Consider the following 24,037-nt stretch of genomic DNA (forward strand, 5'->3'; position numbering starts at 1 on the left):
GGCCAGCAGGTCACCGCGGGTGATCTGATCGTGGTCCTGGAGGCCATGAAGATGGAACAGCCCCTGAACGCCCACCGGTCGGGCACCGTCATCGGCCTCAAGGCCGAAGTCGGCACCTCCGTCTCCTCCGGCGCCGTCATCTGCGAAATCAAGGACTGACGCCACAGCACACACGAAGGCGGTACGGCAGCGGCCGTACGTAAGAAACGCCGGTGGGGCCGGTCACGACGACCGGCCCCACCGGCGTTCGCGCGCCGGTCCACGCGCGCGGCTCCGTACCGTCAACGCGGTCAACAGAGCCCCGTCAACGGGTCACCGTCAGCGCAGGGACACCGGTTTCGGACTGCGCAGCGCCAGGACCAGGGCGACGGACAGGGCGGTGAAGACCGCGGCGGCGGTGAAGGCGGCGGTGGCGCCGTGGATGAACGGCTCGCTGTGCGCATGGCGCGAGACGGTGCCGAACACCGTGACCAGGATGGACAGTCCGAGGCTGCCGCCGACCTGCTGCATCGTCTGGAGCAGCCCGGACGCGGAGCCCGCCTCCTTCGGCTCGACGCCGGAGAGGATGAAGGTGTTGAGCGGCATCATCGTGAAGCCGACGCCGACACCGATCAGGATCAGCGGGCCGAGGATGCCGCCCGCGTACCCGTCGGACGCGTTGAGCGTGGAGAGCCAGACCGTGCCGCCGACGTTGAACAGACCGCCGGTGGCGGCGACGCGCTTGGCGCCGAAGCGGGCGAGGGCGCGCGGGGCGAGGCGGGCGGCGACGAACAGCGGTCCTGCCAGCGGCAGGAAGGCGAAGCCGGTCCGCAGCGGGCTGTAGTGCAGATACGTCTGAAGGTACTGGGTGGAGAAGTAGAACACGCCGAACATCCCGGCGGGGACGAGCAGCATGATCCCGTACGCCAGCGCGCGGTTGCGGTTGAGGAAGAGCCGCAGCACGACCAGCGGGCGCTCGACGCGGGTCTCGTTGATCAGGAACGACACGAGCAGGGCGGCGGCGATGACGAAGCTGGTCAGGGCGCGGGAATCGGTCCAGTGGCTCTCGCCGACGCGGATGAAGGCGTAGACCAGCGAGGCCATGCCGAGGGTGCCGGTCAGGGCGCCGGCGATGTCGAACCGGCCGCCGGGGTGCCGCTCGGTCTCCTTGATGTAGCGCGGGGCGAGCAGCACGATGGCCAGGCCCACGGGGACGTTGACGAAGAAGACCCAGCGCCAGGAGCCCCAGTCGGTGAGCATGCCGCCGACGGTGAGGCCGATCGCGGAACCGGCGCCGGAGATCGCGGAGAAGACGCTCAGCGCGCGGTTGCGTTCCGAGCCCTCGGAGAACGAGGTGGCGATCAGCGCCAGGGTGCTGGGCGCGGCCAGCGCGGCGGCGGCGCCTTGCAGGCCGCGGGCGATGAGCAGGGTGGTGGAGTCGTTGGCGACGCCGCCGGCCACGGAGGCGAGGGTGAAGGCGCCGACGCCCCACATCAGCGCCCTGCGGCGGCCGATCAGGTCGCCTATCCGGCTGCCGAGCAGCAGCAGGCCGCCGAAGGCGAGCGTGTAGACGTTCAGCACCCAGGACATGCCGGTGGGCGAGAAGCCGAGATGGGTGCCGATGCCCGGCAGGGCGACATTCACCACGGTGGCGTCGAGCAGCAGCATGAGCTGCGTGCCGACGATGGCCACGAGGGCGATGAACGGGCGCCCACGGGCGGGGGACGGAGTGCGGGATGCGGTGGAGAGCGCGCGCACTGCGGGTGTGGACATGCTGAGTAAGCCTCCAGCGGAGAGCAATAAACGGAGGGTTCCTCCGTTAACTATACGGAGACAGCCTCCGGTTCTACAATCGCTTTTGGGCGGACTTTGACGAACGATGGGTTCGGGCGAGCCGCGGGCACGGGTGGCGTGGGCGTGGTCAGCCGTGGACGTGGGCGCGCCGCGGGTACGGGCGAGCCGTGAGGACCGGCACTTCAGGAGGCATGACGCCATGCGGGCAGACGCGCAGCGCAATTACGACCGGCTGCTGGAAGAGGCCGCCCAGGCCTTCTTCGTGCACGGCACCGACGTCGCCCTGGAGGACATCGCGCGGCAGGCCGGGGTGGGCATCGGCACGCTGTACCGCCACTTCCCCGACCGCTACACCCTGATGAACGCCGTCTTCGAGCGGGAACTGGTCAAGCTCAACGCGCGCGCGCAAGAACTGCTGGAGGAGCCGGACCCGGTCGACGCGCTCACCAAGTGGCTCTACGCGGTCGCCGTGCACTCCACCGCGTACCGCGGCCTCGCCAAGGCCATCATGTCCGCGCCGGACGCGAAGATGCCCGCGTGCAAGGCGCTGCTGCGCTCGTCGGGCGAGGCGCTGCTGCGGCGCGCGCAGGACGCGGGCGAGATCAGGCCGGACGCCACCATGTCCGACCTGCTCAAGCTGATCAACGCGATCGTGCTGACCGCGGAGAACAACCGGGAGGACACGGGGCTGTTCGTTCGCCTGATGACGCTGACCCTGGACGGCCTGCGGACCCGGCAGGACACCGGCCGTGGGGCCGTGGAGGACACCGGCCGCAGGGCCGTGAGGGAGACGGCCGCGGAGCCGGTCTAGGAAGCTCGGGTAGCGGGGAGCCCCGGTGGGCGGGGAGCCCTAGCGGCGGCGGACGTCCGCCAGCCGCGGGGTGGGCTCGGTGCCGCCGCCTCCGGCCAGCGACGGGCCGCCGCCGGGCAGCGGCTGGGCGCTGCGAAGGGGCTGGGGCCGCCGGGGTCCTGGCAAAGGCTGGTCGTGGCGCGGACGTCCGGCGGCGATGGCGTCCGCGCCGGTCAGCGGCGCCACGGTGATCTGCACGCCGCGGTCGGCGAGCGCCTGGAGTTCGGTACCGGCCCGCTCGTCGCCGCCGGGCGGCTCGTCGGTGACCAGGTGGGTGATGAGGTCGGTGGGCACGGTCTGGAACATCGTGTCGGTGCCGAGCTTGGTGTGGTCGGCGAGGACGACGACCTCGGCGGCGGACTGCACCAGCGCCCGGTCCACGCTCGCGGAGAGCATGTTGGACGTGGACAGGCCGCGTTCGGCGGTCAGGCCCGCGCCGGACAGGAAGGCGCGGGAGACCCGCAGCCCCTGGAGGGACTGCTCGGCGCCGCTGCCCACCAGGCCGTAGTTCGACCCGCGCAGCGTGCCGCCGGTCATCACCACCTCGACCCGGTTGGCGTGCGCCAACGCCTGTGCCACCAGCAGGGAGTTGGTGACCACGGTCAGTCCCGGCACCCGCGCGAGCCGACGGGCCAGCTCCTGCGTGGTGGTCCCCGCGCCGACGACGATGGCCTCGCCCTCGTCCACGAGATCGGCGGCGAGTTCGGCGATGGCCGACTTCTCCGCGGTCGCTAGATGGGATTTCTGCGGGAAACCGGACTCCCTGGTGAAGCCACCGGGCAGGACCGCACCGCCGTGCCGGCGGTCCAGCAGTCCTTCGGCCTCCAACGCCCGCACGTCCCGGCGCACGGTCACTTCTGAGGTCTGGACGACACGGGCGAGTTCACGGAGCGAGACCGCCCCGTTCGCCCGCACCATTTCGAGGATCAATTGGCGACGTTCTGCAGCGAACACGGAACCGACAGTAACGCCAACGTCCGTCGGCTTTCAGCACTTTGCACCAGATGACGGAAGTCGTGCACAAAAGAGACCGGCGAGTGCTATACGCCGACCGTGCGTTCGCAAACGGCGCCTTTCCGGATGACGCGAGGGGCCGTCAGCCCAGATCCGCCTCGGCCGCCTTGCGGGTGTGCAACTGCCGTGCTACCTCGGCCACCGAGCCGGACAGCGACGGGTACACGGTGAAGGCGCTGGCGATCTGCTCGACCGTCAGATTGTTGTCGACGGCGATCGAGATGGGGTGGATCAGCTCGCTGGCCTTGGGCGCGACCACCACTCCCCCGACCACGATGCCCGTGCCGGGACGGCAGAACAGCTTCACGAAGCCGTCCCTGATGCCCTGCATCTTGGCCCGAGGATTGCGCAGCAGCGGCAGCTTGACGACATTGGCCACGATCCGCTTGTTGTCCACGTCGGCCTGCGTGTAGCCGACGGTGGCGATCTCCGGGTCGGTGAAGACGTTCGAGGAGACCGTCTTGAGGTTGAGCGGGGCCACCGCGTCGCCGAGGAAGTGGTACATCGCGATCCGGCCCTGCATGGCCGCGACCGACGCGAGCGCGAAGATCCCGGTCACGTCACCGGCCGCGTACACGCCGGGCGCGCTCGTCCGCGACACCTTGTCGGTCCAGATGTGACCGGAGTCGGTCAGCTTCACGCCCGACTCCTCCAGCCCCATGCCCGAGGTGTTCGGGATCGCGCCGACCGCCATCAGGCAGTGCGTGCCCGTGATCACCCGGCCGTCGGCCAGCGCGACCTCGACCCGGTCGCCGATCCGCTTGACGGACTGGGCGCGGGAGCGGGCCATCACGTTCATGCCGCGGCGCCGGAAGACGTCCTCCAGTACGGCGGCGGCGTCCGGGTCCTCGCCGGGCAGCACCCGGTCGCGGGACGACACGAGCGTCACCGTGGAGCCGAGCGCCTGGTACGCGCCCGCGAACTCCGCGCCGGTCACGCCGGAGCCGACCACGATCAGTTCCTCGGGCAGCTCGTCCAGGTCGTAGACCTGCGTCCAGTTGAGGATGCGCTCGCCGTCCGGCAGCGCGTCCTCCAGTTCGCGCGGGCGCGCGCCGGTCGCCACGAGCACCGCGTCTGCGGTCAGCCGCTCGGTCGTGCCGTCCGCGGCCTCGACCACCACGCAGCGGCTGCCGTCGGCGGCGGTCTGACAGCCGTCGAGCCGCCCCCGCCCGCGCATCACCCGGGCGCCGGCCCGCGTCACGGACGCGGTGATGTCGTGCGACTGCGCGAGCGCCAGGCGCTTCACGCGTCGGTTGACCTTGCCCAGGTCCACCCCGACGACGCGCGCCGCGCGCTCCAGCGGCGGGGTGTCGTCGGCGACGATGATGCCGAGTTCCTCGTACGACGAATCGAACGTCGTCATCACCTCGGCGGTGGCGATGAGGGTCTTGGACGGTACGCAGTCGGTCAGCACCGACGCCCCGCCCAGGCCGTCGCAGTCCACGACGGTCACCTCCGCGCCGAGCTGCGCCGCCACCAGGGCAGCTTCGTAGCCGCCGGGTCCGCCTCCGATGATCACGATCCTTGTCACGTACCCCATTGTCCCGCACGCGCCAAGTGTTCTCCGCCAGGGGGCACGCTTGTCCGATCCGGGCGCCGTCGCCCGCCGTGCGGACACCCCGAAACGGCGTGCGGCCGTCCGCCGCGCGTGCTCCCGTACTCTCGTGGTCATGTCGCTCTACGCCGCCTACGCCAGCAACCTCGACGCGCGGCTGATGACCCGCCGCGCCCCGCACTCCCCCCTGCGCGGCACCGGCTGGCTCGACGGCTGGCGGCTCACCTTCGGCGGCGAGCAGATGGGGTGGGAGGGGGCGCTTGCCACGCTCGTGGAGGACGAGGACAGCCAGGTCTTCGTCGGGCTGTACGACATCGCGCCCGTCGACGAGGAGTCGCTCGATCGCTGGGAGGGTGTGCCGCTCGGTCTCTACCGGCGCGCCACCGTCCGCGTTCACACGCTCGACGGGGAGGTCGCCTCGTGGCTCTACGTGCTCAACGACTACGAGGGCGGGCTGCCCTCTGCCCGCTACCTCGGTGAGTTGGCTGACGCCGCCGAGTCTGCCGGGGCCCCGCATGACTACGTCATGTCCCTCCGCAAGAGGCCCTGCTAGCGCCTGGGCCTTTCCCGGCCGTGTCTTTTTTGCCCGCCCGCCCACCCGTGCGGGTGCTTTCTTCGTCTGCGGGTGCCGCTTGTGCCTGGGTCGGTGCCGGTCCGGGGCACCTCCTCGAAATGCGGCTACCTGGCCTCCTGTATCCGGTGCCCTTCTTGTCACCGCATTTCTGCGGGGGCACCCCGGCCCGTCCCCTCCCGGTACGTCGGCGTCCGCCCGCCGGTGGGGGTGGCCGGGGAGGGTGTCAAAGACCATGAGGGCACCCCGAGCGTCCTCCACCCAAGGAGCTGCATGGGTGGCTCCCTCAGCCGCAGCGCACAGGCACACGCCGACGTACTGGAGCCCTCGCGCCCACCCCGGCAGGTCGACGGCGGCGCAGGACCCGCACCGCACTCCCCTCCGCCACCACAGCGGACCGTCAGACGCCGACGTGCCCGCGCCCACCCACCCCCTCGGCGCCCCCAACCGGCAGGTACCCGCCGAGGTGCCCGAGCCAACCCGCCTCCCGGCACCCCCACCGGACAGGCGGACGCGGACGGGCCCTGACCCACCCACCCCCTTCCCCGGCCACCCCCACCGGCAGGCGGACGCCGACGAGCGAGGAGGGGACGGGGCGGGGTGCCCCCGCAGAAATACGTTGACGGCCGGGTGCCGGATTCGCGAAGGCCAGGTGATACGGATTTCGAGGAGGTGCCCCGGCCCGGCACCGACCAGGCACAAGCGGCACCCGCAGACGAAAAAGCACCCGCACGGGTGGGCGGGCGGGCAAAAACGGGGCCCTGCCGGAGGAGCCGCACTTCGTAAGCCCAGGGCACCGTCTACGCGCGTAGGCCGAGACAGGTTACCCTCATGCGCGTGAACGCTTCTGTGAATGCCGACCCCTACGCCGCGGCCGACGCCGCCGCCGCCCGCCTGCGCGAGCTGACCGGCGCCGAGACCCACGACGTCGCCCTGGTGATGGGCTCGGGCTGGGTGCCCGCGGCCGACGAGCTGGGCGTGGCGGACTATGAGCTGTCGATCACCGACCTGCCGGGCTTCCCGGCCCCGGCGGTGGAGGGCCACTCGGGCAAACTCCGCTCCGTGCGGATCGGCGGAGTGCGCGCCCTGATCTTCCTGGGCCGTACGCACCTGTACGAGGGCCGGGGCGTCTCCAGCGTCGTGCACGGAGTGCGCACGGCGGTGGCGGCCGGCTGCAAGACGGTGGTGCTCACCAACGGCTGCGGCGGCCTGCGCCCCGGTTACCTGCCGGGCCAGCCGGTGCTGATCAGCGACCACATCAACATGACGGCGACCTCGCCGATAGTGGGCGCGAATTTCGTCGACCTCACCGACCTGTACTCGCCGCGGCTGCGGACGCTGTGCCGCGAGATCGACCCGACCCTGGAGGAGGGCGTCTACGTCCAGCTTCCCGGGCCGCACTACGAGACCCCGGCCGAGATCGGGATGGTGCGGGCGATCGGCGGCGACCTGGTCGGGATGTCGACCACGCTGGAGGCCATCGCGGCCCGCGAGGCCGGCGCCGAGGTGCTGGGCATCTCGCTGGTCACGAACCTGGCCGCGGGCATGACGGGCGCGCCGCTCAACCACGAGGAAGTGCTGGAGGCGGGCCGCGAGTCCGCGACCCGGATGGGTTCGCTGCTCGGGCGCGTCCTCGGACGTCTGTAGGCACGTGGAGCCCGCGGGCGCGTAAAGCCGGGTGGACGGGCGGGGTAGTACGTAAAACTGACCCTGCCGGTGGAAACCGGCCCTGCCGCCCCGCGCGGCGGCATCGGCTGGAGGGGCGGGCCCTGGCGGCCCGACCCACGTGGAACGGAGAGCGGCATGGCGGGCGGAAACGGCGGGCGTGAGCTGGTGGAGCGCGCGTGCCAGTGGCTGGCGGAGGACCCGGACCCGGACACCCGCGCGGAGCTGGCGGGCGTCCTGGAGGCCGCGCAGGCGGGCCCGGACGACCCGCGGGGCGCGCAGGCCCTCGCGGATCTGGGGGACCGTTTCAGCGGCACGCTCCAGTTCGGCACCGCGGGCCTGCGCGGCGAGCTGGGCGCCGGGCCGATGCGGATGAACCGCGCGGTGGTGATCAGGGCCGCCGCGGGCCTGGCCGCGTATCTCGGGGAGCGCGCCGAGGACGCCCTGGTCGTGGTCGGCTACGACGCCCGGCACAAGTCGTACGACTTCGCGCGCGACACCGTGGCCGTGATGGTCGGCGCCGGGCTGCGCGCCGCGCTGCTGCCCTCGCCGCTGCCGACGCCCGTACTGGCCTACGCCATCAGGCACTTGGGCGCCGCGGCCGGGGTGATGGTGACCGCGAGCCACAATCCGCCGCAGGACAACGGCTACAAGGTCTATCTGGGCGACGGCTCGCAGATCGTGCCCCCGGCCGACGCGGAGATCGCCGAACGGATCGCCGCGGTGGGCGCGCTGGCCGATGTGCCGCTGGCGGCGGGCGGTTGGCGGGTGCTCGGCCCCGACGTGGTGGAGGCGTATCTGGCCCGCGCGGCGGGCGTGGTCGCCGAGGGCGGCGCGCGCGATGTGTCGGTGGTCTACACGCCGATGCACGGGGTGGGCCTGCGGACGCTGATGGCGGCCTTCTCCCGCGCCGGTTTCCCCGCGCCGACGCCCGTGTCCGAACAGGCCGAGCCCGACCCGGACTTCCCCACCGTGGCCTTCCCGAACCCGGAGGAGCCGGGGGCGATGGACCTGGCGTTCAAGTGCGCCCAGTCCGTCGGCCCCGACGTCGTAATCGCCAACGACCCGGACGCCGACCGCTGCGCCGTCGCCGTACCCGACCGCGACTCCCCTGCGGGCTGGCGGACGCTGCGCGGCGACGAGTTGGGCGCGCTGCTCGCGGTGCACCTGGTGCGTACGGGCGCGGCGGTGGCCGGGCGCGACACGTTCGCGGCGAGCATCGTCTCGTCGTCGCTGCTGTCGAGGATCGCGGCGGGCGCGGGCCTGGCGTACCGGGACACGCTGACCGGCTTCAAGTGGATCGCCCGCGTCGAGGGCCTGCGGTACGGGTACGAGGAGGCGCTGGGCTACTGCGTCGACCCGGAGGGCGTACGCGACAAGGACGGCATCACGGCGGCGCTGCTGATCGCCGAACTGGCCGCGACCCTCAAGCAGCACTCGCGCACGCTCACCGACCTGCTGGACGACATCGCGCTCGACCACGGTCTGCACGCCACCGACCAGCTCTCGGCGCGGGTCGCCGACCTCTCGCTGATCGCGGACGCGATGGCCCGGCTGCGCGATCGGCCGCCGGCCGCGCTCGCGGGCCTCGCGGTGACGTCGGCCGACGATCTGGCCGCGGGCAGCGAGCAGTTGCCGCCGACGGACGGGCTGCGCTACCACCTGGCGGGCGCCGGGACCGTCGAGTCGGCGCGGGTGGTCGTCCGGCCGAGCGGTACCGAGCCGAAGCTGAAGTGCTACCTGGAGGTCGTGGTGCCGGTGGCCTCGGCCGCCGATCTGGGCGCGGCGCGGCGTACGGCCGACGAGGTGATGGCCGCGCTGAAGGCGGATGTGGCGTCGGCGGCGGGTATTTGACGGCGCGTCACATCGCGTGCGAGTCGGGCCCGTTCAGTCGCGGGTCAGATAGCTGAAGCCGGTGTCCGGGCCCACGCAGGTCTGGAGGGTGAGGTCGCCCCAGTAGAGGCCGTTGTCGGGGCCGCCCCTGCCGGGGTTGACGTAGGTGGCGTAGACGTGGAAGGACAGCGTGCCCTTCGGGGTGTCCAGGGTGACGCGGGTGCCGACCGGCAGCGGGGCGAGCTTGTCGTAGCCGCAGTAGTCGTGGCCGACGATGACGGAGGTCCGCATCTCGTAGCCGTCGGAGAGCGCCGGATCGGGTCCCGAGAACAGCACGGCCGCCCCGCACGCGTCGATGGTGGCCTGGTCGCCGCGCACGACGGGCCGTGACCAGTCGCCGATCCGCAACACCGTGGTGCCGGGCGGGTATTGACGCTCGGCGGCGGCCTTCTTCGGCGCGGCGGGTGCGCCGCGGGACGGGTTCGGCCCCGGCCGGGCGGCCGTCGTGGCGGGCGGCGGCGCGCCCGTCCGGGAGGGGGCGGCGGATGCCCCGGCTCCCTTCGTGCCCTTCGTGCCCTTCACGGCCTCGGCCTTCCCGGTCGGCGGCGGGAAGGCCGGTGGGGTGCTCGCGGCCGGATCGGCGTACGGACGCGGCCGGTTGGCGTCCCCGGCCGGTGACGCGGCGGACGGGTCGGGCACGGCGGGCGCGCTGGGCACGGCGGGCGCGGACGGCCGCTGTACGGGGACGCGCGTACGGTCCGCGGCGGCCGGTGGGGTGTGCGCCGCCGGGTGGGCGCACGAGGTCAGGGCCGCGGCCAGCGCGGTGGCCACGGACGCGGTCAGCAGCGCGGGTGCGTACGGGCGGCACCGTGGGCTGCGCGGAGGTCGCACGGGGCGCCGCCGCTCAGCCGAACCGGCCGTTGACGTAGTCCGACGTGCGTGGGTCCTGCGGGCGGTTGAACATGTCGTCGGTCGGGCCGTGCTCCACGATGACGCCGGGCGTGCCCTGTTCGGCGAGGAAGAAGGCGCAGGAGTCCGAGACACGGGCGGCCTGCTGCATGTTGTGGGTGACGATGACGATGGTCACGTCGTCGGACAGCTCGCCGATGGTCTGCTCGATGCGCCGCGTGGAGGTCGGGTCGAGCGCGGAGCACGGCTCGTCCATCAGCAGCACGCGCGGCCGTACCGCCAACGACCGTGCGATGCACAGGCGTTGCTGCTGGCCGCCGGAGAGCGCGCCGCCGGGCTGCCGCAGCCGGTCGCGTACTTCCTTCCACAGCCCGGCCTTGGTCAGGCACTCCTCGACCAGGTCGTCGCGCTCGCCGCGCCCGGCCTTGACGCCGTTCATCTTCAGTCCGGCCAGCACGTTGTCGTAGATCGACATCGCGGGGAACGGGTTCGGCTTCTGGAAGACCATGCCGATCTCGCGGCGGGCGTGGGTGATCCGGCGGCCCCGGTCGTAGATGTCCTCGCCGTCGAGCAGGACCTGCCCGGCGAGCGAGGCGGTGCCGATCAGTTCGTGCATGCGGTTGAGGATGCGCAGGAAGGTGGACTTGCCGCAGCCGGAGGGGCCGATCAGCGCGGTGACGCGCTGCGCGGGCATGGTGAGCGACACCCGGTCGAGCACCTTGTGGTCGCCGAACCAGGCCGACACCTCACGGGCGTCGAGGGTCGCGGAACGGGAGGCGGAACGGGAATCGGAGCGGGAATCGGAGCGGGGGTCGCCGCCGGTCGGCGGGTCGCCGGGGACGGGCGGCAGTACGACGGTCTCGTCAGTCGCTGACATCGTGTTCCTCATATGCGTCGGGTATGCGTCGGGGCGGTTCGTGGCGGGCTCGGTCCGAAAGCGGCTCAAGCGGTCAGGTCCCAGGCGGTCCGGTACCAGGCGGTCCGGCCTCCAGCACGCCGGTCCAGCACCCCGGTCCCAAGTACGCTGGTCTCACAGCAGGTTGGGCAGCAGGCGGGTGGCCTCACCGGACAGGGCGACCACGACGGCGGCGAGCACCGGGACCGCGCAGATCCACGTCTGCCAGCGCCCCCAGCGCCGGTAGGTCCAGGTGACGGCGACCGCGACGAGCAGCAGCCCCTGCGTCCACAGCAGGATCGGCAGCCAGGCGGCCGGGTCACCGGCCAGCGGCTGCTCGGCCGCCGAGATGCCGCCGCCCGCCGCCGGGCCCGGCTGGACGTCGCTGACCAGTTCCGCGTCCACCCGCAGCACACCGTGCGGGGTGTAGAGGCCGCCGGTCGCGGTCATCAGGATCAGCCGGCCCTGTCCGGTGCCGGGCAGCGCGGGCGCCGGGTCGCCCGCGTGCCGCACCCCGGTCACCTGGTACCGCTGCTGGCCCTGGCCCGTCGTGACGGTGATCGGGTCCCCGGCCTTCAGCTCGTCGATGTGGTTGAACGGGCTGCCGTAGCCCCACTGACGGCCCATCACGATGCTGGTGCCCGGCTGGCCCGGCAGCGGGGTGTCCCTGCGGTGCCCAGGACCCGACCTGAGCACACCGGACGTCGTGCCCTGGAAGACGACCTCCTTGAGGCCGATCGCCTTGATGTGCAGCACCGCGACCGGCGAACCCAGCGGCACGGGCTCGCCCTTGTCGTCCAGGCGGCCCACCGGGGCCGTGCCCTTGGCGAGTTGGGCGCGCAGGTCGGCGTAACCGGTCTGCTGGGCGCGGGCGTGCTCGACGTGGCCGAGCAGCGTGAGATTGACGACGAATCCGAGCAGCAGCGCGGCCAGCAGGGTCAGTGCCGCGCCCGGGATGACGAACCAGGCGGCGGGCGGCTGTTCGGCCGCCCGACCTTTCTGCGGCTCGGCCGGTTCCGGCGGCGGCCCGGCGGCCTCGCGGGACGGTGACAGTACGGCCACGGGTGGCGCTCCTTCGCGTGCGTGCGTTTCGCTGACGTGCTCGGACGGGGGGTCGGCGCCGCGGTCTCGTACGCGGCCCCGACAGCGGTCGTACGGACCGGTCGTAGCGGTCGGTCGTAACGGCCGGTCGTACGGCGGCAGTACGGCCGGTCGCCGGGCGGCGGACGGTCGGAACCGCCCGCCGCCCGGCGTACCGCGTACCGCGTACGGTCAGTCGCGCGGCGTGGGACCGAAGGTGAGCAACTTGCCGTCCCTGCGCACCCGGTAGGCGGCATAGCCGCCACCGGTCACCATCAGGAACGCCAGCACGCTCAGCGGGACGACACCGGTGGCTCCGGTGGCCGCCAGCGGGCCGTTGCCGCCGCCGGAGCCGCCCGACGTCCCCGACGAACCGCCGCTGGACAGACCGCCGTTGGCCGCGCCGCCGTCTGTCGACGTGCCTCCGCCGTCCGCGCCGCCGGTGTCGGTGGGCGTGTCCGTGGGGGTGTCGGTCGGGGTGTCCGTGGGCTCGTCGGTCGGCGTGCCGGTCGGATCGTCGGTCGGCGAGGTGCCCGCGCCCGCCGTGAACGCGAACGTCTGCTTGATGCCGCTGGTCGCGCCGGTCAGCAGCAGGGAGTGGCTGCCGTCGGCGAGGTCGGCGGGCAGGGTCACCGCGTAGTTGGCGATCTTGCCGCTGTTGTCGGCGGTCGCGTCGTCGGCGGCCGGGGACCCGTCCAGCGCGAAGGTGATCTTCTCGCCGTTCCCGCCCGTGGGGCCCGGCAGGAACCCCTCCGCGGTGACCTTGATCTTCTGGCCCTTGGTGAGCGCCGGGGTGTCGTGCAGTTCGGTCCCGGAGTCGTCGAGCACGGTCAGGTCGGGCTCGGCCACCACGGGATACGACACCCCGTTCTGGCTGGCGGCGAACTTGAGCGGGTCGCTGGGCGTGAACTGCGCCGAGAGCGTGATGACGCCGGGGTTGCCGATCCCTGGAATGCTCGCCGTCGCCACGCCGTTGACCAGCGGAATCATGTTCCCGCCGGTGACGGGCACGGCGCCCTGCTTGAAGGTCACGGTGCCTTCGGCGGTGTCCGGCGTGACGGTGGCCTTGAGGGTGATCTTCTTGTCCGCCACGGCCCGGCCCGCCGGGTCGACGGTGAGAACGACGGAGGTCGACGTCGGCGGGGTGACCGTCTTCACCGCCCAGTCGGAGCCGGTGATCTCGATGAACGTGGTGAAGGTCGGCAGGTCCCCGGCGGACGGGTCGGCGGACTTGCAGACCACGTCGATCGGATACGTGCCGTCGGCGAGTTCCACGCTTGACGCGTCGAACGCGGAGCTGATCGACCGGAGGATCGTGCCGTTGCCCCCCGAGGCCGGGAGCCGCGCGGTGATGGGGGCGGTCGAGAACGGGGCGCCGTTGGTCAAGTGGGTCGCCAGGAGCGACTCCGCGCCGTCGAGGACGATGTACACGCTCACGGCGTCCTGGTAGTTCGTGGGGCATGCCTGGTCGACCGAGACCGACGTGAAGGCCGGGGAGTCGTCGACGGTGCCGGCGGCGGGCGACAGCGTCACGTTCCCGGCCAGATCCGCGTTCGCGGTCCCCGCGGTGGTGAGGACCAGGGCCCCGGTGCCCAGGACCAGTGCGAGCACGCTCAGCAGCGCCGCATGCATTCTTCGTTTCATGTCTCCTCGTCCCCTCGGGGATATGCGTCGGTCGTACGAGTCGTGCGGGTCGTGCGGTGATCACGTGCGGGTCGTGCGGTGGCGGTGCCGTTTCCGCCGTGTCACGGCGGCAGCCGGGCATCTGGACGATGCCCGGCCGGTGGTACGTCTGTGCTGGTCAGCGCTGTTTCGCGGTCACTTCGTGGTGAAGGTGAAGGAGACCTGGACGAAGCTGCACAGACCGGTGAGGGTCAGGGTGTGGGAGCCGCGGGCGATCAGCTTCGGCACCGTCAGGTCGTAGCCGGTGACCGAGCCCCGCGCGTCGGTCGCCACCGGGGCGAAGAGCGCGAGGGCGTTGGACACGAACGGCAGCACCTGCTCCTGGCTCTGCGGCAGGAAGCCCTGCGCGGAGACCTTGATGTGCTGTCCGGGGGTCAACTGCGGGCTGTCCCCGAGGGCGTTGCCGTCCGCGTCGGTCACCGTGACGGACGGCGCGTTGACGAACGAGTAGCTGAGGACCGAGTAGTCCTGCGCGTAGGCGAGTTGGTCGGCGGGGATGAAGACCGCGATGTAACTGCGGACGTTCGGCGCGGTGTTGGCCGGCGGCTGGAAGGTGGCCACGCCGTTCACGACCGGCACCGGGGTGTCGTACACGGTGACGCCGTTGTCCGCCTCGAACTGGACGGCTCCGGGCACGCCGCCCGCGACCTTCGCGGTGAGCGTGAAGGGCTTGCCGACCTGGACGTGGTTGGCCGGGTCGGCGCTGAGCCTGACGCTGGTGGCGACCGGGGCGGCGTGGCCGGAGACCTGCCAGGTGTCACCGGTCACGTCGATGAAGCCGGTGAACGTCGGGTGCTCGGGGAAGTTCGCCCGGTCGGCGTTCGCGCAGGTCACGTGGATCGGGTAGGTGCCGTCCGCCACCGGGACACTGGCGACGTCGAAGGCGGTGGCGATCGACCGGACGATGGTGCCGTTGCCCGACGCCTCCGGGACCTGCGCCGTGACCGGGGCCTTGGCGTACGGGGCGCCGCCGGTCAGGTGGGAGGCCAGGAGCGACTCCCGGCCGTCCGGCACCACGAGCGACACCGTGAGGGCGTCCTGGTAGTTCGCCGGGCACGCCTTGTCGACCGACACCCGCGCGAACGGCGAGTCGTCGTCGATGCCGGTGCCGCGGGCGGTGAGGGTGACCGTGCCCGAAGTCGCCGTCGGGGTACCGGTGGTGGCGCCTGCGGTGGCCGCCCCCGCGAGCAGCGCGCCCGTGCCCATGGCCAGTGCGAGCGCGCCGACCAGAACGCCGCGCAGTCTTCGTCTCGTCATTGTCTTCTCTCCCCCTGAAGGAGTCCGGTGTGTACGTGGCACCGCGTCGCGGTGCCGGGAGCGGCCGGGCGCCCCCGAGGGACGCCCGGCCCGGCGGACGGTGGTCCGCCGCTGTGACGGGTCAGACGACGGGTCAGACGAGGTCGCGGCTGACCAGGGTGGTCGCGTTGCCGCAGTTGGTGTCGGTGCCGAAGCCGTACTTGTTGATCACCGTGGTGGTGGAGTCGTACTTGGCGGTGCACACCTTGGAGGCGCTGCCGACGAAGGTGTTCTTGATGAGCGTCTCGCCGGTCACCCGGCTGTCCGGGATGACGTTGTAGACCTCACGCGTGACCGGGAACGCGGTGTTGAGGTTCCCGCTCGCGTTCAGCGGCGCGGTGGAGTTGACGGTCTTGAGCACCGCGCCGTTGCGACGGTCGGTCACGCCCGGCAGGGAGCGGCCCTGCGCGATGTGCTGCGCGATCGAGAACGGCATGAGGTCGTTCGGGCCCTGGAGGGCGCTGCCGTTGTGCTCCTGGACGGCGGCGCCGTTCGCGGCGGTGTCCTTGACGCAGGACGGCAGGGTGGTGGCGTTGAAGCCCAGCGTCGAGGCCCAGAACTTGCGGGTGCCGGAACCGGCCTGCGGCACCAGCGGGTGGACGGTGACGCCGCCGATGGTCGGGTACGTGCCGGCCGGCAGCGGGTTGCCCGCCGTGTCCAGGCAGTTGTAGACCCGGGTCAGGTCGGAGGTGGCCTTCTGGGCGTTCGTCAGGGAGGAACCGCCGGCCAGGTACGTGAAGTTGGCGGGCAGGTTGGTGGTGGTCGCCGTCGCCGCCGTCACCGCGTCCACGGCGAACGGGATGAAGGTGAACTGGCCCGTGGCGTTGGGGGTGGAGGAGGACCGGGCGAAGTCGATGCAGTGGCTGCCGGCCGCGATGTCGGCGCGCAGCGCGTTGACACCGGCGCCCGAGCCGTCGGGGCGGGTGACCGACGCACAGGTGGTGTCCCGCGTCGAGATCGTGGAGGAACCGGTGGCGTCGTAGGACGCGATCAGGTTGCCGTCCGAGGAACCGGTCGGGTTCGGGTCGGCGATCTTGTTGCCGAGGCCGTTGAGCACGTCCTGCGTGGTGTCGGAGCCGACCGCGACGAGCGTGCGGTGGACACCGGCCGCCGGGTCGGCCTGAGCCGTACCGGCCACGATGGTGACACCGAGGGTCGCGGTACCGACCACGATCGCCGCCCGCTTGGCGAATTTCACGTTCACTGTATTTCCTCCGAGTCGATGCGGATGGAATTTCCAGACGTGTGACACGCAAGGAGAATTGATAATTCCCCCCAAAAGACCTGACCTGTCGGTCCGGCCATGAATGATCCTGCCGATCCCCTCAAGAAGTGGCAACCAAAATTACCGCCCCGCAAAAGTGAACAATGGGTATTCCAAATTCTCTTTTATTTTCCTTCCAAGGGGCGCCCAAGTACCCGTCACACCGGTTTCCTGCCGCGGACTACGCCCGCGCGCATCAGGAGGGGTCCGGCCAGGGAGCCCGCGATGCCCGCGATGAGGACGATCAGCAGCACCCAGCGGACGGCGCCGAGAATCGCCTGGGGGGTGGTGCCGCCGGTCTGCGCGACGTTGCTGACGGGGGGCGAGGCGGCGGGTCCGCCGGTGGAGCCCTTGGTCGTACCGGCCGCGGGGGCCGACGACGACGGCGAGGCGGGCGGTGCGCCGCCCGGACCCGGTCCCCCGCCGGTCGCTCCGTGGCCGGCGCCGCCGCCCGCACCGCCGCCGGCCGTTCCCGTACCGCCGGGGCCGGAGCCGGAACCGCCGTTGGAGGACGTGTCACCCGGTCCCGTGGCCGGGGGCACACCGGCGATCAGGGCGGACGCGGCCGTGAGGGCCTGTTCGCGCAGGGTGGCGGTCAGGGGTGCGTAGCCGAGCGGCAGCAGGCCGAAGCCGATGCCCTGTCGCTGGCCGGAGCCCGCCGCGTACCGGATCAGCGCGGCGTAGGTCTTGCGGTCGGCGGCGTCCAGCGAGGTGGAGGCGGCGGCGTAGGTGACGGTGGTGAGCGGGTAGGCGCCCGGTGTCTTCGCGGAGGGGTCCGCGTCCAGGACGCCCGGGGCCTTGCCCGCCTTCATCCCGTTCACCGCCCTGGTCATCGAGTCGACCGTCGGGGCGACGAACTGGCCGTCGGCGTTGAGGAGTTCGGCGGTGCCGAGCCGGTAGCGGGCGGCGCTGGCCGCGTCCGTCAGGCCCATGATGAAGTTCGAACCCGCGGGCTGCGTCTCGGCCTTCGTCAGCGCCGGGGGCGTGGACGTGGGGTTGAAGCCGGTGATGCCGCCGTTGTTGGCTTTGCGGACCGTCCTGGCGTCGTCGCTCAGACCGCTGCCGTACGGGTTCACGCCGACGGCCGTCAGCCGGATGTCGGGGAAGCGGCTGTCGGGTGCCCACACCGTCGGGTCCGGCTTGTCGAAGCCGGACGGCGGGGTGCTGACCGGTGCCAGTTCCAGGAAATACGGATTGATGACCGTGCCCCACGGGTCGGGTTTTCCGGAAAGGAAGTTGCGCGCGTCGGGGTCGGAGAGCAGCCATTTCCACAGCTGCCCCGCCGAATCGCTCGCGCCCTGCGGGACCCCGATACCGAATCCGCAGGAACTGCCCACGGGGTAGGGCACACCGGCGTTGAGCCGCGCGAATTCGGGGTCGCGCTCGATACCGAACGGGTTCTTCGCCGGAAGTCTGCCGCGCGGGAAGTCGTTGCCCGGCAGGTCGCACTGGTAGGACTCGGTGAGCATCTTCGCCACGAGCCGCGCGTTCAGCCGTATCCGGGGCACCTGTTGGGACGATCCGGCGACCTGGACGCTGTAGCCGATGACGAGTCCGGAGACCGCGACCGGCGCGTGGACGACCGGTGCCACGTCCGGCTGGGGCAGCACCGGGTTCTCGATGAAGGCGAGTCCGGCCGAGCCCGTGCCGGGGCTGGTGACCTGCGTACGGGAGAAGTCCTCGAGCTGCGGAACGTATCCGTAGGTGACCTTCTGCGAGGTGCACAGGGTCGGCGCCCAGGAGCTCATCGCCTCGAAGATCATCTCGGAGCCGATGGTGGGCTGTTCGTCCTGGCCGATCGGGCAGGGCGAGTCGGTCGGGGCGAAGTCGAGGCGGAACACGATGCGTTGGGCCCAGTTCCCCGCGGACAGCGGGGAGCTGATCAGTCCGTTGGGCGGCGGCGCTTCGGAGCCGTCGGGTTCGTGGGTGCCGCGGGGCACGACCACGAGCCAGCACGGCTCGGGCGCCTGACCGGTCCTCGCCACCGTGCCGCACCCCAGGATCGGCGAGGTGTCCGCGTCCTCCGCCTGGAAGATCGTCTGGCCGCTGCCGTCGACGCCGGTCGTGGCGAGGTCCTGCTCATTGGTCGCGTACTGCGTGAAGAACTGGTTGACGTCGGTCGAGCTGGCGCCCTTCACCGTGGTGAAGGGCACGGTGTGCTGCGCCGGCTCCAGCGGGTCCAGATTGCCCACGCTCCGCCCGACGTTGAGCACGCCCGTGTTCGGCGGCGGGTTCCCGTACTCGCACTGCTCCGGGGTCGGGCCGGTCGCCGCGTCACCCCAGCACTGCATGAGCTGGAGGTAGTTGCCCGCGTTGTTGGGCGAGCTCTTCACCCCGCCCGCCCATGAGACCTTCAGTCCCTGCGTCCGCAGATTCCTCGTCTGCTCGACCGTCACCCTCAGGTGCGAGAAGTCGTCGTAGGGACCCTTGGTGCCGGGCTTGGTGACGGCGGAGCCGGTGTCCGTGCCGGTGTCCGCGTGGGCCTGTCCGCCGCCCGCCGACGGTGGCAGCAGGGTCAGGCCGACGGCGGCGAGCACCGAGGTGAGGAGCGCGCCGAGGCGGACCGACAGGACGCGGCCTCGGGCGGCTCCGGGGTGGTTACGCGCGGCCATCACGCCTCCCGTTCCTGGTCAGCCGCCTGGCGAGGGTGGGCGGGGCGAGGACGACCAGCAGCAGCGCCAGGGCGGAGAGCCCCATGAGCCAGGTCCGCATGCCCCAGAAGGTCTCGTTGCCGACGCCGACGCTGGAGGCGACGATGTCCTGGTTGCCGCCGGTGCCGCCGGAGTCGCCCGCGGGCAGGCCGGTGTCGGGGTCGACGCTCTGGCCGGTGCCGCCCGTGGCGGTCGTACCGCCGGTGGCGGCGCCGCTCGTACCAGCCGTGGTGCCGCCGGACGTGGTGCCCGTACCGCCGCTCGCGCCCGCCGTGGTGCCGGACGAGCCGCCGCCCGTACTGCCGGAACCGCCCCTGCTCCCACCGGAGTTGCCGCCATTGGAGCCGCCGCCGGAGGCGGCGTTGGCCTGCGGCTTGACCGAGGTGGGCTGCCTGGACGCGCCGCCCGTGCCGTCGGAGCACTGCTGCGTGCCCTGCCGGTCGCACGCCTTGGGGAACGGCGCGTTCTTGGCCAGGGTGTTGGTGCCGTCGCTGGAGAAGGTCGGATTGTGGCAGCCCGCCAGATTGATGGTCTGGGCCTGCACACCGGGGACGCGTTTGAGCTGGTCGAATCCGGCCTGCACGAGGTTCTTCGGCAGCGGCGAGAAGCCCAACGGCTGGGCCTGCGACTGGCCTTGGCACAGGAAGTAGTAGCCGAACGCGCCGAGCGTTCTGCCCTTGTCCTCGGTCAGCGGCGAGTCCAGCGAGGTCGGCAGGATCATGTAGCTGTAGCTGGACAGCGGATACGTCCGCGCGTCCTGGTACGCGTAGACCTTGTCGAGGATCTGCGTCAGATACTGCGAGGAGTTCTCGTCCTGGTTGATCTGCGCCTGGGTCAGCGCCACGGCGACGTTGGAGGCGGTGGGCTCGGTGTAGTAGCCCTTGGCGTTGAGCACCTTGGCGACCGGGAAGCCGGTGGTGACCGCGTAGGAGTACTCGACGTAGGTGATGGCGCCCTCGGCGTAGTTCTGCCGGGTGTAGCCGGACACGCCGAGCGAGCCGGACTGGGCGATGAAGCCGGAGCCGGGGATCACCGGGTAGTACGACGTCAGGCCGCACGGGGTGGGCTTGTTGGCGCGCTTGCAGTAGTCGTTCCACACCGCGCCCTGCTGCTTGGACATCCACAGCGTGAACTGGGCGGTGGTGCCCGAGCCGTCGGAGCGCACCACCGGGATGATCTTGCGGGCCGGGAGGGTGAGGCCGGGGTTGTCGGCGGCGATCTGCCGGTCGGACCAGTTGGTGATCCGGCCGGTGAAGATCTTGGCGACCGTGCCGCCGCTCAGCCGCAGATTGGTGACCCGCTTGCCGCCGATCTTCAGGTTGTACATGAAGGCCGTGCCGCCCGCGACGATCGGCATGTACGCGTAGCCGCGCTTGGGCGGAGGTTCACGCACCCCGAACTCGGTCATGCCGTAAGGGATTTCGGACACGGCGAAGTCGACGGTGCCGTTGGTGAACTGCTGGCGGCCGTCGGACGAGCCGCTGCCCGTGTAGTCGACGGTCATCCCGTACTTCTTGACGCTCGCCCGCCACTGGTCGACGGCGTTCTGGCTCCAGGTCGAGCCGGCGCCGCTGATCCTCGCGTACGAGTCGGCCTTTGCCGACGGTGCCTGGCCGAGGAACAGCAGCGAGATCAGCAGCGCGGCCATCGCCCCCGCTGCCGCCCTCGCCGCCCTCGCCGCCCTGAGGCCCGTCCAGCCGATCCTCTTCACGATCCGTCAACTCCCTGTGCAGGTTGGATTGTTGTCGTGCCGAAGGCCGGGGCGGCCGACGCCGACGAGTAGCCGTCGCGCGCCGCGGCGCGCTCGGTGAAGCGGCGTGTGTCCCGGCGGGAGGCGACGACCCTGCGGTGGGTGCCGCGCCTGCTCAACTGGCCCGCGTCGCGCCCGCCGAGGACCCGGGCGAGCGCGAAGAGCACCAGGACGAGCACCAGCAGCACCGACGCCGCGCCGAACCCGCGCGCGATCATGGTGGGTTGGGGGGACTTCACGAACTCGAAGGTCGCGAGCGGCAGCGACACCATCGGGTTCTGCGAGGGGTCGTAGTTGGTGCTCGCGCCGAAGCCCGCCGTCAGCAGGACGGGAGAGGTCTCGCCGATGCCGCGGGCGGTACCGAGGATGACCGCGGTGGTCAGCCCCGACCGGGCGGTGGGCAGCACCACATGCCATACGGTCCGCCAGCGCGGCGACCCCAGCGCGTACGACGCCTCGCGCAGGGTGCCGGGCACCAGGCGGATCACCACGTCGGAGGCGCGGATGATGATCGGCAGCATCATCACGGAGATGGCCAGCGACGCCGCGAAGCCCGACTTGGGGACGTTCAGCGCGAGGATCACGGTGGCGTAGATGAACAGACCGGCCACGATCGACGGCAGCGCGGTCATCGCCTCGACGACCGTACGGACGAAACGCGCGTAGCGTCCGGGCACTTCGTTGAGGAACACCGCGCACAGCAGTCCCGCCGGGACGGTGAGGACCAGGGCGATGCCGATCTCGATCAGCGTGCCGACCACGGCGTGCTTGATGCCGCCCGCGCTCAGCGGGTCGAGCGGCCCGGTGACGGACATGTCCCGGGTGAAGAAGTTCAGGTGCGGTATCGCCCTGCGGCCGGACCACAGCGTGTAGACGACGACGAACAGCAGCGCGACCAGCAGCAGCACCGCGATGCTGTGGACCACGGCGGAGGCGATCTTGTCGCGCACCACCGGGCCGTCCTCGTCGAAGGAGACCAGCAGCGCGTACAGCGCGATGAACAGCGCGTACCAGAAGACGACGAAGCCGAGGGCCCCGCTGAAGGGGGCGATCCTGGCGAAGAACAGCCAGGTGAGGGAGAGGGAGGCGGCTGCCGAGCCGAGCAGTCCGAGCAGGTCGGTCTGGCGGACGGTGGAGGTGGAGCGCCGGCGTTCCGCTGCCGCGGGGGGCGGGCCGGGGATGACGGTGCCGGGGGCCTTCGTGGCCGGGTGCGCCGGGGCCGGGTGCGCCGGAGCGGTGGCGGTCCCGGCGGATTCCGGCGCCGTGGTGACGGAGTCCGGTGCGTCCGTGGTCATACGAGGGGGTCTCCTGGTTCCGCCGATCGCTCGGCCTACGGCGTGCGTGCGGCTGACGGCTGCGGGCTGACGGTGGGGCGGCGGCTCGGCGGCTCGGCTACTGGGCGGCTACTCGGCGGTGGCGCCGGACCGGCTGCGGGCGACGATCGACGAAGCGGCGAAGTTGACCACCAGCGTCATGAGGAAGAGGGCCAGACCCGCGGCCATCAGCGCGGACATGCCCAGCGGGCTGGCCTCGCCGTACCGCAGCGCGATCAGCGACGAGACGGAGCTGGTGCCGCTCTGGAGGATGTGCGGCTGGATGACGAAGATCGGCGAGATGACCAGGTAGACGCCGATGGTCTCGCCGAGCGCGCGGCCCAGGCCGAGCATGGTGCCGCCGATCATGCCGCCCATGCCGTACGGCAGGACGACCGAGCGGATCATGCCCCAGCGGGTCGCGCCCAGCGCGTACGCGCCCTCCCGCTCCCCCACCGGGGCCTGCGAGAACACCTCGCGGATGATCGAGCAGATGATCGGGGTGACCATCATGGCCACGACGATTCCGGCGACGAAGGTGGACGCGGTGTAGACGGTCGCGGTGGCGAGCGGGTCGTGCGGGTCGGCGCCGTCCACGTGGAAGAGCGGGATCCAGCCGAAGTACGTCGACAGCCAGCGGGCCAGGCCGATCACCTTGCCCTGGAGGAAGAACAGCCCCCACAGGCCGTAGACCACCGACGGCACGGCGGCCATCAGGTCCACGGTGCTGACCAGCGTGCGGCGCAGCCTGGCGGGGGCGTACTCCGAGATGTACAGCGCCGTGCCGATCGCCATCGGCACCGCGATGACGATGGCGACCGCCGCGATCAGCACCGTGCCGATGATGACGGCCGCGATGCCGAAGTGCCCGGCGTCCGGGTCCCATTCGGCGGTGGTCAGGAACGCCGGAACGCCCACCTTGCGCAGCGCCTGCCACGCCCGGTACAGCAGGAATCCGCCGACCAGCAGCATCACGACGAGCACCAGGCTGCCGCCGCCGCGCGCCACTGCCCTGAACACCCGGTCGGGCAGCCCCGAGTCGGCGTGCAGCCGCCGGGCGCTGTCGGCTCCGGGCCCGTCACCCTGGTCCGGCTCGCCGGTTCTCGCCAGTGTTCGCATCGTCACGCATTGACGCTCATGGTCCGCGATGGCCGCATTCGCAAGCCGATGTGAACGACAGCACCCGTAGGGGCAACTTCGGTTTCCGTACGGAATCACGTGGGCCGTACAGCCGTACGGGCCGGGGGGCGGCGGGCGGGGCGCGGGGCGCGGGCGGGCGCGGGGGCCGGCCGGGCGGGGAAACACGGCGGCCACGTCCCGCCGCGCGTCGGCGCGGCACGGAACGTGGCCGTTGAGGTTCTTCGGTCAGCTCGCGTCGTCCCAGGGCACGGATTCGGCGGCGCCGAGCCCGAGCAGCGTCAGACGGAACCGGTCGTACGCGGCCTGGCACGTCGAGTGCCGCTCGTACGCCCGCGCCGACACGGCCTGCACACGACCCTCACTGTCCCGTAACCGCCAGATCCATCCATTGGACTCGGCGGCGTGCTGTACTCCGCCCGCCAGTCCCTCCGCGCTCTCGCACAGCCCCTCGAAGGACGCCCTGCACGCGGCGTCGTCCGGATACGCGTTCGCCCCGAGAGCGATCACCCGGCCGTTGTTCGCCGTCAGTCGCCACGAGTGCCACCCGTTCTCGTCGATGTCGATCTGACACCGTGTCCCCACCACACTGGCCCCACCGATCTCTCCTGCCATCTGCCGCAACCCCACCCCTGATGACCTCTTTGTCGCCCCACGTCGAGGAAGGCCGCACGCGCGGTAGATCGTGCGGCACGGGCAATGTATGTGGCCTCAGATAATTGAGGGTTGTCTCACAGGTTGCCCACGGCATCCTTCACCGCGAAGTTGCCCCTTGTTCACGGACGGTCGCTAGGGGTG

Annotated in this window: 19 protein-coding genes; 5 read left to right on the forward strand and 14 right to left on the reverse strand. The window is 71.6% G+C overall.

Features of this window, described 5'->3' with window-relative positions; genetic code table 11:
• The coding region (locus tag ACZ4EF_RS23615) for an acyl-CoA carboxylase biotin carboxyl carrier protein subunit (RefSeq protein ID WP_467506384.1) at positions 1–159 on the forward strand (159 nt) is incomplete at its 5' end.
• A 159-nt stretch (positions 160–318) separates the two neighbouring features.
• Here ACZ4EF_RS23615 and ACZ4EF_RS23620 read toward each other — a convergent pair.
• Entirely contained in the window at positions 319–1,752 is a 1,434-nt protein-coding gene (locus ACZ4EF_RS23620; protein WP_391163285.1) for an MFS transporter, read from the reverse strand.
• A gap of 220 nt (positions 1,753–1,972) precedes the next feature.
• Between ACZ4EF_RS23620 and ACZ4EF_RS23625 the strand changes: the two genes are divergently transcribed.
• Entirely contained in the window at positions 1,973–2,584 is a 612-nt protein-coding gene (locus ACZ4EF_RS23625; protein ID WP_355350344.1) for a TetR/AcrR family transcriptional regulator, read from the forward strand.
• 39 nt (positions 2,585–2,623) lie between these two features.
• Here the strand turns inward: ACZ4EF_RS23625 and ACZ4EF_RS23630 are convergent, their stop codons facing one another.
• Together ACZ4EF_RS23630 and ACZ4EF_RS23635 are read right to left on the reverse strand one after the other, a co-directional pair.
• Positions 2,624–3,541, reverse strand: coding sequence for a DeoR/GlpR family DNA-binding transcription regulator (locus ACZ4EF_RS23630; protein ID WP_467346858.1), 918 nt, complete (start codon positions 3,539–3,541; stop codon positions 2,624–2,626).
• 178 nt (positions 3,542–3,719) lie between these two features.
• Positions 3,720–5,177, reverse strand: a complete 1,458-nt coding sequence (locus ACZ4EF_RS23635) for an NAD(P)H-quinone dehydrogenase (RefSeq protein WP_355350338.1) — start codon at positions 5,175–5,177, stop codon at positions 3,720–3,722.
• Positions 5,178–5,307: 130 nt separating this feature from the next.
• Between ACZ4EF_RS23635 and ACZ4EF_RS23640 the strand changes: the two genes are divergently transcribed.
• The 3 genes from ACZ4EF_RS23640 to ACZ4EF_RS23650 all read left to right on the forward strand — a co-directional run bounded on the left by ACZ4EF_RS23640 (position 5,308) and on the right by ACZ4EF_RS23650 (position 9,282).
• A complete protein-coding gene (locus ACZ4EF_RS23640; RefSeq protein WP_355350335.1) occupies positions 5,308–5,745 on the forward strand; it encodes a gamma-glutamylcyclotransferase family protein in 438 nt (145 codons plus the stop codon).
• 849 nt (positions 5,746–6,594) lie between these two features.
• On the forward strand, positions 6,595–7,410 hold the full coding sequence (locus ACZ4EF_RS23645; RefSeq protein WP_391050561.1) for a purine-nucleoside phosphorylase: 816 nt from the start codon (positions 6,595–6,597) through the stop codon (positions 7,408–7,410).
• 156 nt (positions 7,411–7,566) lie between these two features.
• A complete protein-coding gene (locus tag ACZ4EF_RS23650) occupies positions 7,567–9,282 on the forward strand; it encodes a phospho-sugar mutase (RefSeq protein ID WP_467506333.1) in 1,716 nt (571 codons plus the stop codon).
• A gap of 33 nt (positions 9,283–9,315) precedes the next feature.
• Here the strand turns inward: ACZ4EF_RS23650 and ACZ4EF_RS23655 are convergent, their stop codons facing one another.
• The 11 genes from ACZ4EF_RS23655 to ACZ4EF_RS23705 form a co-directional block, all read right to left on the reverse strand.
• Positions 9,316–10,152 (reverse strand): hypothetical protein, encoded by an 837-nt coding sequence (locus tag ACZ4EF_RS23655; RefSeq protein ID WP_467506334.1) that lies wholly within the window; start codon positions 10,150–10,152, stop codon positions 9,316–9,318.
• 13 nt (positions 10,153–10,165) lie between these two features.
• Complete coding sequence (locus ACZ4EF_RS23660) at positions 10,166–11,047, reverse strand: phosphate ABC transporter ATP-binding protein (protein ID WP_391163290.1); 882 nt, start codon at positions 11,045–11,047, stop codon at positions 10,166–10,168.
• Between the two features lie 153 nt (positions 11,048–11,200).
• Positions 11,201–12,127 carry a sortase gene (locus ACZ4EF_RS23665; protein ID WP_355336918.1) on the reverse strand — a complete coding sequence of 309 codons (927 nt, stop codon included), beginning with the start codon at positions 12,125–12,127 and terminating at the stop codon, positions 11,201–11,203.
• A gap of 210 nt (positions 12,128–12,337) precedes the next feature.
• A complete protein-coding gene (locus ACZ4EF_RS23670; protein WP_467506335.1) occupies positions 12,338–13,789 on the reverse strand; it encodes a hypothetical protein in 1,452 nt (483 codons plus the stop codon).
• Between the two features lie 174 nt (positions 13,790–13,963).
• A complete protein-coding gene (locus ACZ4EF_RS23675) occupies positions 13,964–15,085 on the reverse strand; it encodes a hypothetical protein (protein WP_467506336.1) in 1,122 nt (373 codons plus the stop codon).
• Positions 15,086–15,218: 133 nt separating this feature from the next.
• On the reverse strand, positions 15,219–16,328 hold the full coding sequence (locus tag ACZ4EF_RS23680; protein ID WP_355336915.1) for a hypothetical protein: 1,110 nt from the start codon (positions 16,326–16,328) through the stop codon (positions 15,219–15,221).
• Between the two features lie 218 nt (positions 16,329–16,546).
• Positions 16,547–19,000 (reverse strand): hypothetical protein, encoded by a 2,454-nt coding sequence (locus ACZ4EF_RS23685; RefSeq protein ID WP_467506337.1) that lies wholly within the window; start codon positions 18,998–19,000, stop codon positions 16,547–16,549.
• Positions 18,987–20,750, reverse strand: coding sequence for a phosphate ABC transporter substrate-binding protein PstS (locus tag ACZ4EF_RS23690; protein ID WP_467506338.1), 1,764 nt, complete (start codon positions 20,748–20,750; stop codon positions 18,987–18,989). The genes ACZ4EF_RS23685 and ACZ4EF_RS23690 overlap by 14 nt, the downstream gene beginning before the upstream one ends.
• The gene (pstA, locus tag ACZ4EF_RS23695; RefSeq protein ID WP_467506339.1) at positions 20,747–22,084 is read right to left on the reverse strand and encodes a phosphate ABC transporter permease PstA; all 1,338 of its coding nucleotides are present in this window, start codon (positions 22,082–22,084) and stop codon (positions 20,747–20,749) included. The genes ACZ4EF_RS23690 and pstA overlap by 4 nt, the downstream gene beginning before the upstream one ends.
• Positions 22,085–22,192: 108 nt before the next feature.
• On the reverse strand, positions 22,193–23,221 hold the full coding sequence (pstC, locus tag ACZ4EF_RS23700; protein ID WP_355337214.1) for a phosphate ABC transporter permease subunit PstC: 1,029 nt from the start codon (positions 23,219–23,221) through the stop codon (positions 22,193–22,195).
• 246 nt (positions 23,222–23,467) lie between these two features.
• On the reverse strand, positions 23,468–23,854 hold the full coding sequence (locus ACZ4EF_RS23705) for a YegP family protein (RefSeq protein WP_355336911.1): 387 nt from the start codon (positions 23,852–23,854) through the stop codon (positions 23,468–23,470).
• Positions 23,855–24,037 lie beyond the last annotated feature (183 nt).

It is taken from the genome of Streptomyces sp. NPDC025721, from assembly GCF_055558595.1.